The following is a 14,093-nucleotide window of genomic DNA, read 5'->3' on the forward strand; positions in this document are numbered from 1 at the left end:
CGGATCCGGCGGTACGAAGTGCCCACCGTAGGCCCGCGTCTGGAGCAGCGGAATCCAATTTATTGCAACGCACCAAAGACGCGCGCAGGCGCTCAGCTGCGGTTTCGGATCGCTCCAACGCGACAGGCCCGGCATGAGCCGGGCCTGTCGAGGCATCCTCAAGCGCGCATGCGCGCCGAGGAAGCAGTTACCAGCTGAAGCGCGGGCCGACGGTGTATTCCTTGTCGCCGTCGCGGTTCATCTTCAGCTCGCCGTTCAGGCCCCAGTTCTGGTTCAGCTTGACCTGGCCACCCAGGCGACCGTACCACTGGCCTTCCGGATTGATGCCGTGCTTCTTCGAGAAGTCTTCGTAGCCGACCATGCCGTAGACCTCGGCGTGGGCACCGAAAGCGGTGCGGATGCCGGCTTCGGCGCTGTAGCCGTTGAAGTCCAGGCCGTGCTTCTGGTCGCGCTTCTGGTAAGCAACGCGGGCAACGAAGTCGGTGGTCGGAGCGATTTCAACGTTGTAGCCGGCGCCGATCTTCCACTGGTCCAGCTTGATGTTGGTGTTGTCGATTTCCTGGCGGCTGTACTCACCGAAGGCGTGGAAGTTCGGCAGGAAGCCGTAGGAACCCTTCACGCCCCAACCGTCGGCCTTGAACGCATCGATGTCGGTCTTGGCGTAGTCAGCTTCGGCGTAGTTGTAGGACAGGTTCTCAGCAGCCGAGGCGGTGAACGGCAGGGCAGCGGCCAGGGCCAGAGCAATCAGCGAATTCTTCATGGGGGTACACCTTTACTTTCTTATGGTGTGCAGCAGCGCCAGGGCGCCATCGCATCGGGAATGTAAATTCTCCGTTATTCGCCACAACGCTCCCTGAAAACAGCGGTCTTCGCATTGCTGAATTTTTTGGCTTGATTCAGGCTGCGTCTGGCATACGCGCGCGCCACGCGTGCATCTGTCATCCATCGATGATTGCAACAGGAGGTTGCCTTGCACCTGCCCTACCCGCTGCAGATGACTGTCCGCGCTGCTGTCCTGGCCTGCGCGGCCCTGTTTTCCTCCGCGCCTGCGCACGCACTGCAGGCCGCTGACTACCAGCGCGCCGAACGCGTGCACGACAGTCATCTGCGCGGTGCGCTGCGCAATGCCTCGCTCCTGCCAAACTGGCTGGCTGATGGCCGCTTCTGGTACGAACGCGAAGACGCGCAGGGCCGACGCCAGGCGGTGTTGGTCGATCCGGCGAACGCTATGCGTACGATCCTGTTCGAACCCGATGTGCTGGACGCCGCAGTTGCACCTCTCGGTACCCACGGGCCACGCCTGCGCTTGAACAGCGTGCAGGTACTGCATGATGGCCTGCGCCTGCAGTTCAACGGCGAGGCGGCAATCAACTGCCAATGGCCACGCCTGCAGTGCACGGCCGCACAACAGGCGCCGCCGCCAGCCGATGCATTGCCGTCGCCCGGCGGTGACGCCTGGCTGCAGCTGCGCGACCACAATCTGTGGCTGCAGCGCTCTGGAACGGCGCCGCGCGCACTGACCAGCGGCGGTGAAGCCGGCCACGGCTATGGTGTGCTGCCGGACTTCAGCCTGCGCGGCATTCCGCGCAGCCAGGGCCGGATGCCGCCGCGGCCATTCGCGGTCGGCTGGTCGCCGGATGGCCGCTACGTGGCCGGCATCCGCTACGACGAACGCGCGCTGCAGGACTACCCCTATCTGGAAAGCAGCCCGACCCACAGCGCGCGGCCGCGCGTGCATACCGTGAAGCTGGGGGTGCTGGGTGACACCGATCAGGTGCGCGACAGCCTGTACGTGGTCGATACCCGCAACGGCAGGCAGCATGACATCGCGCTGCCAGAGGGTTGGAACACGCTCAGTGAGGCCGGCATCCTGGGTTGGGACGGTGACCGGTTGTATGCCGCGATCGCGCACTTCGGCACACCGCGCAAGCTGCGCCTGGTGGAGATCGATGCCGGCAGCGGTGCAGTGCGCACCGTGCTGGAAGAAGCCAGCGATACCCGCCTGCAGCTCAACGTGTATTCGTACAACCGGCCAGCGGTGGCGATCCTGCCCGGCCAGGACACTGCGGTGTGGTTCTCGCAGCGCGATGGCCGGGGCCACCTGTACCGGGTGCGCCTGTCCGACGGGAAGGTGATGCAACAACTGACCCGCGGTCCATGGGTGGTGCGTGACCTGCTCGGCGTGGACGTTGTGAGTGGCTGGGCATACTTCAGCGCCGGCGGCGTCGACGGTGGCGATCCCTACGTGCGCGGCCTGTACCGGGTATCGCTGCAGGGCGGCCCCATCCAGCGCCTGGCCGCCGATGGCAGCGACCATCTGGCCGATGCCGGCAGCGGCGCTTTGTTCGGTGATCGCGCCCCGCAGGCCCTGTCACCGCGGGGCGACTACCTGGTCGATACCGTCTCCAGTCTCGATCAACCGCCACGCACCGTGCTGCGGGCCAGCGATGACGGCCGTGAAGTGATGGTGCTGGAAACAGCCGATGACAGGGCGATCGTTGCTGCCGGGTGGCGCCCACCACACCGCGAACGACTGCTGGCCGCCGATGGCCGCACGCCGATCTTCGCCACCGTCTACCTGCCCCGCGACTATCGCGATGACGGCAGCTTCCCGGTGATCGACGCGATGTACGGTGGTTCCTTCATCAGCAATGCGCCGGTCACCTACGCCGAGGCGGTGTCCGCCTTGAATCCGGTGTCACGCGCCAGCCTGGCCGAACTCGGCTTCGTGGTGGTCAGCATCGACGCGCGCGGTACCGGCGGCCGTGACAAGGCGTTCCATGACAGCAGCTTCGTGCAAGCCGCCGATGTGCAGCTGGATGACCACGTGGCCGCGCTGCGCCAGCTGGGCGCGCGCTACCGAGGTATCGATCTGCAACGGGTGGGCATCTACGGGCATTCGTTCGGTGGGTACAGTGCAGCGCGCGCCCTGCTGCGCTACCCGGCGTTCTACAAGGTGGGGGTGGCCTCGGCCGGCAGCCACAATTTCCAGGGCATGTACGGTGGGGCCGTTCATGGCATGGACCGGCTGTTCGGTGGCGTGCTGCCGGCCACGACCACTGCCGACGGTGTGCCGGCGCCGTTTGCCGGACTCGACAATGCAGCGCTGGCCGGCAACCTGCGCGGTCACCTGATGCTGGTCTATGGCGAGCTGGACGAAAACGCACCTCCGGCATTGACCCTGCAGCTGGCCGCCGCCCTGAACAAGGCCCAGCGCAGCTACGACCTGCTGTACCTGGCCCGGCAGGACCACGAACTGTTCCGCAACGACGCCACCTACACGCACCGCATGTGGGACTACTTCGTGCGCCACCTGGCGGGCCAGCAGCCACCGGATACGATGCTGGCGCCGCTGCCTGGTGGTCCGGGCTGAACAGGCGCACACAGGATGTCGATCCACGACGCACTGGTTCGTCGGGTACTTGAAGGCCGTGCATGCGGCACGGTCCATCCGGAGGCAGCAATGAGCTACATCGATGGTTTCGTCCTGGCGGTGCCCACCGCCAACAAAGAGAAGTTCCTCGCTCATGCACGCACAGGGGATCCCGTTTTCATCGAATACGGCGCGCTGCGCGTGGTCGAGTGCTGGGGCGATGACGTGCCGCACGGCAAGACCACCGACTTCTTCGGCGCGGTGAAAGCCACGCCAGACGAGACGGTGGTGTTTTCCTGGATCGAATGGCCGGACAAGCCGACCCGCGACGCCGGCATGAAGAAGATGATGGAAGACCCGCGGTTTGATCCGGCGACGAATCCGATGCCGTTCGACGGCGCGCGGATGATCTACGGCGGCTTCGTGCCGATCTACGAACTAACGCGCTGAACCGGGCGGACGTGCTCAGCGCGCGTCCGTTTCATCGCTGGCAGAGGCATGGCCGGCGCCCAGTGCGGCGCCGGCGCCCAGACCCACGCCCCCCATGCCGGCGCCCATTCCGCCCCCACCGCTGCCGCCTCCAGTGCGGCCGCCCTTCGCATCACCATCGGTGCGGCCCTTGCCACTGGCACCGCCCGGGCGGGTCGGGCCCTGCGGCGGAATCTGCAGATCGGCCGGGATCGGCGCCAGGTCCAGCGCTTCGCGCACGAAGTCGCGCAGTGAAACCACCAGATCGTGGGTGTGCACCGGTCGTCCCTGCGCCAACTCGTTGGCCGCACGCGCGGCCAGCCGTACCTGCTCATCGGTGCCCAGCAGCAGGATGTCCGACAGCGCCGCTTCTACGGCGTCGCGGATGCGGCGCGCGCGATCCGAGCGGGGTTCGGCGATGCCTTCGGCATCTTCGCGTTGGCGCAGGTCGCGGCGGTGGCTGGGATCGACACCCAGTTCACCGGTGAACGAGCCGCCCAGGGTCTTGTAGGCGGCCATCAGCGTGCGCAGGCGCTCGTTGATCTGCCGGTTCTCGCGCTCGCGCCGCTGCTGCAGGGTCTGCATCACCAGCAGGCGGATGCCCACGCCCAGCAGGGTGATCAGGACCAGGCCGGCCAGGGTGGACAGCACGCCCTGCCAGGAGCTGAAGTCGATACCGCGCATGCTCGGGGCTCCGGCGGGAAGAACCTGCATCTTGCCCCATCCCGTGTCCCAGAAACGCGAAAGGCCCCACCACCCGGTAGGTGGCAGGGCCTTCGGTACCCGCGCGATTACTTGCGCTTGGCGACCTTGCGCACGGCCTTGACCGGTGCCTTCTTGGCAACAGCCTTCTTGGCCGGAGCCTTCTTGGCAGCGACCTTCTTCAGCGGCGCAGCCTTCTTGGCGACAGTCTTGCGGGTGGAGGCAACCTTCTTGCCAACCGCCTTCTTGGCGACGGCGGTCTTCTTGCCGACGACCTTCTTGGCGGCAGCGGTCTTCTTGCCGACGACCTTCTTGGCAACGGCGGCCTTCTTGCCGACAACCTTCTTGGCAGCAGCGGTCTTCTTGGTGGCGACCTTCTTGGCGACAGCAGCCTTCTTGCCGACAACCTTCTTGGCAGCCACGACCTTCTTGCCGGCGACCTTCTTGGCAGCGACGGTCTTCTTGGCCACAGCCTTCTTCGCGGTGGCGACCTTCTTGCCGACAACCTTCTTGGCGGCCTTGGTCTTCTTGGCAACAGCCTTCTTCGCGACGGCAGCCTTCTTGGTGGCGGCCTTCTTCACGGTAGCGACCTTCTTGCCGGCAACCTTGGTGGCGGCCTTGGTGGTCTTCTTGGCAGCAGCGGCCTTCTTGGCCACGGCCTTGCCTGCAGCTGCCTTCTTCTTGGCCACTTCCTTCTTCAGGGCAGCGGCTTCGGCCTTGGCGTTCTTCTTGGCGGCTTCCAGCTTCTTCTTGGCGTTGGCAACGGTCTTGCCGACCGACTTGGCAGCCTTCTCAGCCTTCTTGGCAACGGTCTTCTCGACCTTGGCCACAGCCTTCTTGGCCTTGGCAACGCGGGTACCGGCAGCCTTGGTGGCGCGCTTGACGGTCTTCTTGACCGACTTCACGGCGTCTTCGGCGGCGTGGGCGATGGTCTCGCCAACGTTGGTGGCGGTTTCTTTGACGTTCTCGACGGCGTCGGTCACGACCGACACACCATTACCGTTGCTCATGTTGCCCTCCTGGGGGCCTTAAGTATCAAAACGGGGCGATGCTATACCGACATTGACGATCGTGGAACGGGGCACGCGCCAGCAATCGCATCTGCTGCGACGCTGATGGTGTAGCCCACCGCCCTTGCCGGCGATACATGTGTGCAGGAAAACCCTTCTTTTCAGCACTGAGCCGCGCTGGCGAGGCTGCGGCGGGCGTTCGCTGCACGTGCTTGATCGAATGCAGGCGAAGGAGCGCTTTATGGCGCATCGCGGCACCCGGTTGCGCCGAACTGCGCAAGTATCGGCCTGTATCTGCAATGCATCCGATGTCGCACGAACGCGCACCAGGCACCTCCACTGATGACGCCACCACCCCGAAGCGGGCGGCAGTGGCCCCGCTTTCCGGCGTTCCGTTTTCATGGCGCATTTATCCAGATCGCGACACACTCATTCAGCTTGTTTTACCGTAGAGCCAAACGGCCCCCACCCACGCCAGCGAACCGACTCCCATGCGACCGCTTCCCACCCTGCTCACGCTCGCAATCGCCGCCGCCTTCGGTGGCTTCGTTGCCACCGGCCTCAATGCGCACCTGGACAACCGAGCCGATGCAGCGCCGCTGCCGGCGGTGCTGCCCACCGCCGCCGCGCTGCCAGCTTCGGTGGCCGGGCAGGCGGTGCCGTCACTGGCACCGATGCTGGAGAAAGCGATGCCAGCCGTGGTCAGCGTCAATACCAAGCAGGTCGTGCGGGTGCGCAACCCGTTCTTCAACGACCCGTTCTTCCGCCGTCTGTTCCCGGACATTCCGCAGGAGCGCATCAATGAATCGCTCGGCTCGGGCGTGATCATCGATGCCAAGGAAGGCCTGGTACTGACCAACCACCATGTCATCGACAACGCCGATGACGTGCAGGTGACACTGGCCGACGGGCGCACGGTCAAGGCCGAGTTCCTCGGCTCGGACCGCGATACCGACATCGCGCTGATCCGTATCCCGGCGCAGAACCTGACCGACATCAAGCTCGGCAACAGCGACCAGTTGCGCGTGGGCGACTTCGTGGTGGCCATCGGCAACCCGTTCGGCTTCAGCCAGACGGTCACCTCCGGCATCGTCTCGGCGGTGGGCCGCAGCGGCATCCGCGGGCTGGGCTACCAGAACTTCATCCAGACCGATGCGTCGATCAACCCGGGTAATTCCGGTGGCGCACTGGTCGACCTGCAGGGCCAGCTGGTCGGCATCAATACCGCCAGCTTCAACCCGCAGGGCAGCATGGCCGGCAACATCGGCCTGGGCCTGGCGATCCCCTCCAACCTGGCGCGCAGCGTGGTCGACCAGCTGGTCAAGCACGGCGTAGTGGTGCGCGGCACCCTGGGCGTGGAGAGCCAGAACCTGACCGCACAGATAGCGCAGGGCCTGGGCCTGGGCGAAACCCGTGGCGCACTGGTCACGCGCGTACTGGCCGGATCGGCCGCGGCCGCTGCGGGCCTGAAACCGGGCGACGTCGTGGTGTCGGCCAACGGGCAGCGCGTGGACAGCGCCGAGGCGCTGCACAACGTGGAAGGCCTGGCCACAGTGGGCAGCCCGCTGACGCTGGACGTGCGTCGCGAAGGCAAGCCGCTGCAGATCAAGGCGATATTGAAGGAACAGGCACGCGCGGTCACCGGCGACAGCCTGGACCCGCGCCTGGGCGGTGCCACCTTCGTCGACCTGCCCGAATCGCTGCGCCAGTCCGGCGCTGGCGGCGTGCTGGTCAGCGAGGTCAAGCGCGGCAGCCGCGCCGCCAGCAACGGGCTGCAGCAGGGCGACATCATCACTGATGCAACGGTAGGTGAATTCGCCGACCTGGCCAGCTGGCGCGCCAATTTCCAGCAGCGCCCCCCCACCCTGGTGCTGCGCGTGCTGCGCAACAATGGCCAGCAGCAGGGCCAGCTCGTGATGCGCTGATCGCCCAGCCGTAACACCCCCTATACCCCGGCAATGCTATTGCTGTCAGTCCAGGTCGGCGCCGCCGTCCCCCGTTCCCCCATCGCAACAGGAGTGATTCGATGAGCCCCACCAATACCGAGAACCTGAAGGACCATCTGGGTGAAGCCGGTTCCCACCTGAAGCAGGCCGCCAGCGCTGCCGGCGGTGCGATCAAGGGCGCAACCGGTGCAGCAACCGACGAACTGCGCATCGGCAAGGCCAACGTCAAGGCAGAGTTGTCCGACAGCGCGCTGTCCGGCCTGGCCGCCGCCGAATTCGGTGGAGCCGCAGCCAAGGAACAGGTCGACGCACTGATGGACAAGGGCAAGGACCTGATCGACAGCGCCGCTGAACTGATCCGCGAACGTCCGTTGGCTTCGTTCGGTGTCGCCTTCGCAGCCGGCTGGATCATCGCCAAGCTGGCCCGCGGCAGCAGCGACAAGTAAGCCGCAGCGTGAGCGAAGAGAACGCGCAAGCGCCTGATCCGGCGGCTACCCCGCCGCTGGATGAGAGCATCCGCCAGGTCGGCGCGGCCGGTCGTGCCGCCGCCGATTCTGCCAAGCACACGGTACGCTCACTGCGCCGGTTGGCCTCTGCCGACTTCGCGCTGGCGCGTAGTGCATTCGGTCGCGCGCTGGCCTGGGCCGGCGTGGCGATCGTGTTTGGAGCCTCGGCCTGGCTGCTGATGGCCGCCACGCTCATCGCCCTGCTGCAGAGCTGGGGCCTGAGCTGGCTGCAGGCCCTGTTGATCACCTCGCTGCTGAGCCTGGCCGTTACCGGCTATGCGATCTGGCGGGTGTCCTACTTCTTCCACCACACCGGCATGCACGCCACCCGGCGCCAGTTGTCGCGCCTGGGCCTGTTCGATGAGCCCAGCGAGGACGACCCTGATGCCGGGGTACAGCTGCCGGAGGGCAAGCCATGAAATTCGGCGCGCTGCAGCGGCGGGTAAAGCGCTGCGAACAGGTGGTGACCGTGCGCATGGGCGAGACCCAAGACCACTGGGGCACGCTCAGCCAGGTCTGGCGCCAGGGCTGGTCGCCTCTGCGCATCGTCGTGGTGGGCCTGGCCGGTGGCTTCATCGCCGGCAAGCTGGAAGTGCCGGGCAAGGTCAACGGCGCACGCTGGCTGCAGATGGTGGGGTCGGTGTCGAACCTGTTCGCCAGCGCGCAGGCTGCATTCGCTACGGCGATGGCAGCGCAGGCCGCAGCCACCGCCGACGATGCGGCTGAAGAAGCCGACGATGCCAGCGAACATGCACAGGCGGCAGCATCAGCGGCGGGCACACGACCGGCACCAGCACCACAACCGCAGGCAGCGCCGGAACCGGAACTGCGCGAACCGCGTCCGGCCGAAGCGGCGACCGAGCTGTCCGAACGTTGATTCACGGGATCCGCCGCGCCGATCGCGGCCGGCGGATAATGCGCTCCCCTTTCCGGTTGATGCGTCGATGAGCGAGTCCCTCCTGTCCCCGTCACCGGCTGGCCCGGAAGCGCCCGAGGCGCCACTGCCGCCGCCATCGCGCCCGCGCGGGCCGATGTCGCTGGTGGTGCTGGCCGCGCTGGCGGTGGGCTACACGCTGTGGGCCGCACAGGACATCATCCTGCCGGTGCTGCTGGCGATGTTCTTCGCGCTGGTCGGCAACCCGATCCTGCGCCTGCTGCAGAAGCTGTGGATCCCACGTGCGCTGGGCGCGCTGCTGATCCTCGGTGCCGGCCTCGGCGTGACCGGTTCGCTGGCCGTGCAGCTGATCGGCCCGGCGATGGAATGGGCGCAGGAAGCCCCGCAACAGCTGCGCAAGGTGGCCCGCCAGGTGCAGGACCTGACCAAGCCGGTGCAGCAGGCCAACCAGGCCGCGGAGAACTTTGCACGCGTCGCTGGCGGCGACAGCAACCGCAAGGTGCAGGTGATCCGCACCCAGCTGGACGACCCGTACCGCATGCTGACCCGTGCGCCGCGTCTGGCCGCCTCGGTGCTGGCAGTGGTGTTGCTGACCCTGTTCTTCATGATCTACGGGCAGAGCCTGCAGCGCGCGGCGATCGCCCTGTTCCCGAACCGCCAGCAGCAACGCTTCACCAGCGACATCCTGCGGTCGATCGAGCGCGAGGTGTCGCGCTACGTGCTGACCATCAGCGTGATCAACACCCTGGTCGGACTGGTGTTCGCCGGCGTACTGATGCTGCTGGGCATCAGCCTGCAGGAAGCGCTGCTGTGGGGCACGGTGGCCGCCCTGCTGAATTTCGCACCGTATGTAGGCCCCTTGATCGGCGTAGCACTGATGCTGCTGATGGGCTTCGTCGAGTTCCGCGACCCGCTGCAGGCCCTGCTGCCCGCAGCCGCCTACCTGGGCCTGCACACCCTGGAAGGACAGATGGTGACCCCGATCGTGCTGGGGCGGCGCATGAAGCTGTCGCCGCTGGTACTGATCCTGGCGCTGATGCTGTTCGGCTGGGCCTGGGGCATGATCGGCCTGCTGCTGGCAGTACCGCTGCTGGTCTGCATCAAGCTGGTGCTGGCACGGCTGGACGGCATGCAGGGATGGGCGCGCCTGCTGGAATGAAAGCCCGCGCTGGCGGGGGTAGAATGGCAGGGTGAATTTCCCTGTCCAAGCCATCACCCTCGACCTCGACGACACGCTCTGGCCGTTCGCCCCGATCGGCGCCCGCATCGACCTGGTCCTGCACGAGTGGATGCGTGAACACAGCCCCGCCACTGCCGAGATGTATCCGCTGGCGGCGATGCGCGAACTGCGCGAGCGCTCGTTCCGAGACAATCCACACCTTCACCATGACCTGAGCGCGCTGCGCCGGCTGACGCTGCAGGAGGCCCTGCAGAACAGCGGTGCCAGCCTGGAATTGCTCGAACCGGCCTACGAGGCGTTCTACGCCGCGCGCAACCAGGTCGAGTGCTATCCCGATGCGATCGATGCACTGGCGCGGATTGCCGCGCGGGTACCGGTCGCAGCGCTGAGCAACGGCAATGCCGATCTGGAGCGGATCGGCCTGGCCCATCATTTCGCCTTCCAGCTGGGTGCGCGCGAACACGGCGCGGCCAAGCCCGAAGCGAGCATCTTCCACGCCGCCTGCACCCGCCTGGGTGTGGCGCCGGCACAGGTGCTGCATGTCGGCGACCACGCCGAGATGGACGTGGCAGGGGCGATCGCCGCCGGCCTGCGCGGCTGCTGGATCAACCGCGAAGCCGCCACCTGGACCCATCCGCAACTGCAGCCGGACCTGCAGTTCGACACCCTCACCGGCCTGGCCGACTGGTTGGATGACAACCTCGATGCCGCCGCACCCCGGAGTACCTGACGCATGAGCGAGATCACTGGTTTCACCGCCGAAACCGCCGCAGCACTGCCACTGCATGTGCTGGGCCGCGAGCAGTTCGCGGCATGGAAGGACGGCCAGCCAGCCGCTACCCAAGCCTGGCTGGCATCGCAGGGCTTCAATGCCGGCGCGCACAGCGTGGCCCTGCTGCCGGGTGCCGACGGCCTGGCCGGTGCGGTGATCGGCGTTGGTGACCGCGCCGATGCCTACAGCTATGCGCATGCCCCGCACGCCCTGCCGGAAGGCAGCGTGTGGCAGCTGGCGACTGAACTGCCGGCCGAGGAGCAGGCACTGCTGCAGCTGGGCTGGGGCCTGGGCAGCTATCGCTTCGACCGCTACCGCAAGCGTAACCGCGCCCCGGCTCAGCTGGTGGCTGCACCTTCCGGTGAAGTGGCCGATCTGATCGCCGCCAGCCTGCGCGTGCGTGACTGGGTCAACACCCCGACCGAAGACATGGGCCCGCAGCAGCTGGAAGACGCAGCGCGCACCCTGGCTCAGGCACATGGCGCCCAGGTCGAGGCGATCACCGGCGATGAACTGCTGAAGCAGAACTTCCCGGCCATCCATGCCGTCGGCCGCGCCTCGCACCGCGCGCCGCGCCTGGTGGTGCTGCGCTGGGGCAAGGAAACCGATCCTGCACTGGTGCTGGTCGGCAAGGGTGTGTGCTTCGATACCGGCGGCCTGGACATCAAGCCGGCCGACGGCATGCGCAACATGAAGAAGGACATGGGCGGTGCTGCACACGCACTGGCCCTGGCCGGCCTGGTCATGGCTCGCGGGCTTCCGGTGCACCTGACCCTGCTGGTGCCGGCGGTGGAGAATGCGATCGGCCCGGATGCGTTCCGCCCGGGCGAAGTCATCTCCACCCGCAAGGGCCTGAGCGTGGAGATCGATAACACCGACGCCGAAGGCCGCGTGATCCTGTGTGATGCGCTGACCTTCGCCAGCGAACAGAAACCGGACCTGGTGCTGGACTTCGCCACCCTCACCGGCGCTGCGCGCATCGCGCTGGGCCCTGATCTGCCGGCGCTCTTCAGCAATGACGACAGCGTGGCCCAGCAGTGGCTGCAGGCCGGCGACGCAACCCGCGACCCGGTCTGGCGCATGCCTTTGTGGCGCCCGTACCTGCGCTACCTGAGCAGCGGTATCGCCGACCTGGCCAACGCCGGTTCGCGCATGGCCGGCTCGGTCACCGCTGCGCTGTACCTGGAACGCTTCCTGGAAGACGGCCAGCGCTGGGCGCATCTGGACGTGTACGCCTGGAACGACGGCGAACGCCCGGGCCGGCCGGCCGGTGGTGAAGCACTGGCGCTGCGCTCGGCGTGGGCGATGCTGAAGGCGCGTTACGCCTGATGGAGGCGCCGGGCATGGCCCGGCGCAACCTGCCCTGATGCAGCGGGTAAATCTGACGAAAAATTGAATTCCGGCCCCGGCCGGGTTCTGCGAGGATGTGTGGGTCGACCACCCACACGCTCCGTGAAGGCAGGACACCGACCATGTCGCTCTTCCGCTACACCCGCGCCGGCCAGACACCGGGCGCACCGCGCAAGCACTCGCCGCTGCTCTGGATCGCACTGATCGCGTTGATTCTGGGGGCGGTCGCGTTGACCTTCGCCTGGTTGGCCGGCTGGGTTGGCAACCGCCTGACCGCGCAGCGCTTCACCGACACCATCGAAGCTACCGGCCCGGCCCATCCCGGCTTCCGCCGTGCGCACAGCAAGGGCATCTGCGTGAGCGGCTGGTTCGAGCCCAGTGCGCAGGCGCCGACGCTGTCCAGCGCACGGGTGTTTTCACAGCAGAAGGTACCCGTGATGGGCCGCCTGTCGATCGGCGGTGGCGACCCCTACGGCGCGGACAACACCGCACGCGTGCGCAGCCTCGCTGTGCAGATGGTCAGCGACGACGGCCAGGAATGGCGGATGGCGATGAACAGCTTCCCGTTCTTCGCCGTACCCAACGCCGAGGCGTTCTACGAGCAGACGCGCGCCTCCATCCCCGACCCCACCACCGGCAAGCCCGACCCGCAGAAGATGGCCGCGGTGCTGGCGAAGTACCCGAGTGCGCAGGCGTTCCAGCAATGGGCCAAGACAGCGCCGTGGACCAGCAGCTGGGCCAACACCACCTTCAACAGCGTCAACAGCTTCTGGTTCACCAATGTGCAGGGCCAGAAGCGCGCGGTGCGCTGGCGCTGGCAGCCGCAGGCGCCGGTGGTGGAGATGGATGCGGACACGCGCAAGCAGGCCAGCGTCGACTTCCTCAGCCAGGAACTGCAGCAGCGCCTGGCCAGTGGCCCGGTGCGCTGGAACCTCGTCGTCACCACCGCCGAACCCGGCGATGCCATCGATGATCCGTCGGTGCCGTGGCCCGAGTCGCGTGAACAGGTGGTGGCCGGCGTACTTAGCCTGGACCGCCTGCAGTCGCAGGAAGAAGGCGCCTGCGGACAGATCAACTTCGATCCACTGATCCTGCCCAGTGGCGTGCGTGGCAGTGACGATCCGATCCTGGCCGCCCGCTCGGCCGTGTACTCGCAATCCTTCAACCGACGCGAACGCGAGCGCGCCAGCGGCAACGTCGAACAACCGAAGGAGGCCGCACGATGAGCACCGGCAACGGCCACTTCAACCTGCTGGCACGGGTGCTGCACTGGTCGATGGCATTGATGATCATCGCCATGCTGTTCATTGGCGTGACCATGGTCGCCTCGCTGCACCTGCGGCCGGTGCTGATCGACCTGCACCGCCCGTTGGGCATCGCCATCGGCGTACTGGTGCTGCTCCGCCTGTACAACCGGCTGCGCCATCGCCCACCGCCGTTGCCGGCGGATCTTCCCGTATGGCAGGCGATGGCGGCCAAGGCCTCGCACTGGATGCTGTATGCGCTGATGCTGGCGATGCCACTGATCGGCTGGGCGATGCTGTCGGCCGGCGGTTACCCTATCGTGCTGTGGGGCGGCCTGCATCTGCCGCCGATCGTGCCGCATACCCCGGCGTTGTACGCCGCGTTGCGCAATGCGCACAGCCTTCTGGCGTATGTGTTGTTCGCCACGGTGCTGATGCATGTGGGTGCAGCGCTGTTCCACCTGTGGGTGCGGCGGGATGGCGTGTTCCAGGCGATGGCACGCGGGAAGGACTGATCGTGTTCGCCGGGTGTTCCCGGCGGATCGTTTCCGCGACCGCGGAGGGGGTGTTACTTTCTTTGCTCGCGCACCGCGCTGCAGGAGCAGCGCGGAACGGCGTAGCCGGCCCGTAGGGTGGCGCACATGGAT

General features: G+C 66.8%; 14 protein-coding genes. 11 read left to right on the forward strand and 3 right to left on the reverse strand.

The features are described 5' to 3' along the window. Positions 1 to 187: 187 nt before the first annotated feature. Positions 188 to 760, reverse strand: coding sequence for an OmpO family porin (locus V9K93_RS19935; protein WP_046984113.1), 573 nt, complete (start codon positions 758 to 760; stop codon positions 188 to 190). A 210-nt stretch (positions 761 to 970) separates the two neighbouring features. Between V9K93_RS19935 and V9K93_RS19940 the strand changes: the two genes are divergently transcribed. Both V9K93_RS19940 and V9K93_RS19945 read left to right on the forward strand, forming a co-directional pair. Further along, positions 971 to 3,373 (forward strand): S9 family peptidase, encoded by a 2,403-nt coding sequence (locus V9K93_RS19940; RefSeq protein ID WP_337303102.1) that lies wholly within the window; start codon positions 971 to 973, stop codon positions 3,371 to 3,373. A 90-nt stretch (positions 3,374 to 3,463) separates the two neighbouring features. Further along, positions 3,464 to 3,823 carry a DUF1428 domain-containing protein gene (locus V9K93_RS19945; RefSeq protein WP_005407745.1) on the forward strand — a complete coding sequence of 120 codons (360 nt, stop codon included), beginning with the start codon at positions 3,464 to 3,466 and terminating at the stop codon, positions 3,821 to 3,823. A 15-nt stretch (positions 3,824 to 3,838) separates the two neighbouring features. On the opposite strand, the gene V9K93_RS19950 is transcribed toward V9K93_RS19945, so the two are convergent. Together V9K93_RS19950 and V9K93_RS19955 are read right to left on the reverse strand one after the other, a co-directional pair. Further along, entirely contained in the window at positions 3,839 to 4,525 is a 687-nt protein-coding gene (locus V9K93_RS19950; protein ID WP_337303103.1) for a hypothetical protein, read from the reverse strand. Between the two features lie 107 nt (positions 4,526 to 4,632). Further along, positions 4,633 to 5,553 (reverse strand): histone, encoded by a 921-nt coding sequence (locus V9K93_RS19955; protein ID WP_295379298.1) that lies wholly within the window; start codon positions 5,551 to 5,553, stop codon positions 4,633 to 4,635. A 491-nt stretch (positions 5,554 to 6,044) separates the two neighbouring features. Between V9K93_RS19955 and V9K93_RS19960 the strand changes: the two genes are divergently transcribed. From V9K93_RS19960 to V9K93_RS20000, 9 genes are all read left to right on the forward strand, one after another. After that, the gene (locus V9K93_RS19960) at positions 6,045 to 7,478 is read left to right on the forward strand and encodes a Do family serine endopeptidase (protein WP_012509800.1); all 1,434 of its coding nucleotides are present in this window, start codon (positions 6,045 to 6,047) and stop codon (positions 7,476 to 7,478) included. Positions 7,479 to 7,579: 101 nt separating this feature from the next. Continuing rightward, complete coding sequence (locus V9K93_RS19965) at positions 7,580 to 7,945, forward strand: hypothetical protein (protein ID WP_004137828.1); 366 nt, start codon at positions 7,580 to 7,582, stop codon at positions 7,943 to 7,945. Between the two features lie 8 nt (positions 7,946 to 7,953). Next, a complete protein-coding gene (locus tag V9K93_RS19970) occupies positions 7,954 to 8,424 on the forward strand; it encodes a phage holin family protein (protein ID WP_004137827.1) in 471 nt (156 codons plus the stop codon). Next, positions 8,421 to 8,882: a hypothetical protein gene (locus V9K93_RS19975; protein WP_046984572.1), complete on the forward strand. Its 462-nt coding sequence runs from the start codon at positions 8,421 to 8,423 to the stop codon at positions 8,880 to 8,882. The genes V9K93_RS19970 and V9K93_RS19975 overlap by 4 nt, the downstream gene beginning before the upstream one ends. Before the next feature lie 67 nt (positions 8,883 to 8,949). After that, complete coding sequence (locus tag V9K93_RS19980) at positions 8,950 to 10,059, forward strand: AI-2E family transporter (RefSeq protein WP_012509798.1); 1,110 nt, start codon at positions 8,950 to 8,952, stop codon at positions 10,057 to 10,059. A gap of 31 nt (positions 10,060 to 10,090) precedes the next feature. Beyond that, positions 10,091 to 10,810, forward strand: coding sequence for an HAD family hydrolase (locus V9K93_RS19985; protein ID WP_046984571.1), 720 nt, complete (start codon positions 10,091 to 10,093; stop codon positions 10,808 to 10,810). A gap of 3 nt (positions 10,811 to 10,813) precedes the next feature. Beyond that, on the forward strand, positions 10,814 to 12,181 hold the full coding sequence (locus V9K93_RS19990; RefSeq protein ID WP_337303104.1) for a leucyl aminopeptidase family protein: 1,368 nt from the start codon (positions 10,814 to 10,816) through the stop codon (positions 12,179 to 12,181). Positions 12,182 to 12,324: 143 nt separating this feature from the next. Continuing rightward, positions 12,325 to 13,428 carry a catalase family peroxidase gene (locus tag V9K93_RS19995; protein WP_136639129.1) on the forward strand — a complete coding sequence of 368 codons (1,104 nt, stop codon included), beginning with the start codon at positions 12,325 to 12,327 and terminating at the stop codon, positions 13,426 to 13,428. Next, positions 13,425 to 13,961, forward strand: coding sequence for a cytochrome b (locus V9K93_RS20000; protein ID WP_180889843.1), 537 nt, complete (start codon positions 13,425 to 13,427; stop codon positions 13,959 to 13,961). The genes V9K93_RS19995 and V9K93_RS20000 overlap by 4 nt, the downstream gene beginning before the upstream one ends. Positions 13,962 to 14,093: the final 132 nt, after the last annotated feature.

The sequence above is a fragment of the Stenotrophomonas sp. CCNWLW162 genome (assembly GCF_037203745.1).
GTDB classification, from domain to species: Bacteria; Pseudomonadota; Gammaproteobacteria; order Xanthomonadales; family Xanthomonadaceae; genus Stenotrophomonas; species Stenotrophomonas maltophilia_AQ.